Origin of the sequence: Streptomyces sp. NPDC002809 (assembly GCF_040295435.1) — a bacterium.
Lineage (GTDB): Bacteria > Actinomycetota > Actinomycetes > Streptomycetales > Streptomycetaceae > Streptomyces.
In genome coordinates, this window is the sequence record NZ_JBEOVJ010000181.1 from 1 (window position 1) to 1,439 (window position 1,439).

Here is a 1,439-nt window from a genome sequence, read left to right on the forward strand (position 1 = left end):
ACCGAGGTAGTTCAGCGGGTTGACGCGGGTGCCGCCCGGGGTGATCAGGTGCCAGTGCACGTGCGGTCCGGTGGAGCTTCCGGAGCCCGGCGCGCCGACGGCGCCCCCGGAACGGCCGACGATTCCCCCCTTGCCGACCGATGTGCCGTTGGCCAGCAGGAACTGCGACAGGTGCATGTACTGCGTCCGGTACCCGTCGCTGTGGGTGATGGTCACCGTGTGTCCGCCGGTCCCGTTGTCCGGAATGTTCGTGACGACTCCGGCGCCGGCGGCCGGCAGTGAGGTGCCGACTCCCATTCCGTAGTCGATTCCGCCCAGGGAGCCGCTGTCGAGGTGGTCCTGCCAGGTGCCGGTGATCTGATAGCCGCTGAACGGGTTGTAGATGTCCAGGGCCTGAGCGGGGTTGCCCGAGAACAGCACGCCTCCGGCCGCCAGGCCGAGTGTGGTGACCGAGCCGCGCAGTAGGGTGCGCCTGCTTATCTCGAGCCGCGGCTGAATCTCCCGGCCGTCTTCGGATCCATGCTTCTCGATCACGCCAACTCCCTTGTGAATCACGCGACTTGACCTGGTGGGGGGATGCGAGGCCAAGGTAGCCTACGCGCATAGATTTTGATAAGTGCATGACAGAGTCCCCGGTGCGTCCGCGCTGGGATCCCCGTCCCCACCGGAGGAGAGACATGCGCAGGAGAACGTTGATTCGAGGCGCCGTGGCGACGGCGCTGGCCCCGGCCGGAATCGTGCTGGCCGCCGGCGCCGCGGATGCCGCGAGCGCCGACGGCACTGCCCGCACCGAGGCGGTGGACCTGGAAGGCGTGGACGTCTCGAACTACCAGCAGGGCATCGACTACGCCCGGGCGGCTGCGGAAGGCCGGCGCTTCGTCATCGCCAAGGCCGGAGGGTGTCAGCTCAGTGAGGGCCCCTACACCACCTCCTCCTATCCCGGCCATGTCGACGGAGCCCGCGCCGCCGGACTGCGGGTGGGGCACTACTGGTTGTCGGGGGACTTCCTCGCCCCCGCCGCTGCCGCCGACTACTTCGTGGACCATCTGCACGACTACCGGGTCGGCGACGTACTCGCGCTGGATGTCGAGGTGCTGGACGACTCGACCCGCCTGTGGGACGACGCGGATGTGTCGGCCTGGTTCAACCGCGTGCGGGAGCGGGTCGGCAGTTACGTGCCCTGGTTCTACATCAGCGCCGGCGCGCTGCGGTCCGGCACCTGGAGCCGCACGATCGCCGCCGGCGCGCATCTGTGGGCAGCCTCCTGGGGGCCGAACGACGGCACCTGGCCCGGCGCGCCCGACCTCGGCGGCCGCTACCCCGACTGGGCGGCCCACCAGTACACCTCCGTGGGGTCCGTCGGTGGCGCCTCTCCGGTCGATCTCAACCTCGCCCGCTCCTGGGCGTTCGACCTCACCGAGCCGACCGACCCGCCGCCC

At 69.8% G+C, this 1,439-nt stretch carries 2 protein-coding genes; one reads left to right on the plus strand and one right to left on the minus strand.

Going from position 1 to position 1,439, the window contains the following annotated elements:
- The coding region (locus ABT025_RS39410) for a M23 family metallopeptidase (RefSeq protein ID WP_351003648.1) at positions 1–534 on the minus strand (534 nt) is incomplete at its 3' end.
- A gap of 143 nt (positions 535–677) precedes the next feature.
- Here ABT025_RS39410 and ABT025_RS39415 point away from each other — a divergent pair.
- Positions 678–1,439, plus strand: a 762-nt coding sequence (locus ABT025_RS39415; RefSeq protein WP_351003650.1) for a glycoside hydrolase family 25 protein, incomplete at its 3' end; no start/stop codon positions are given.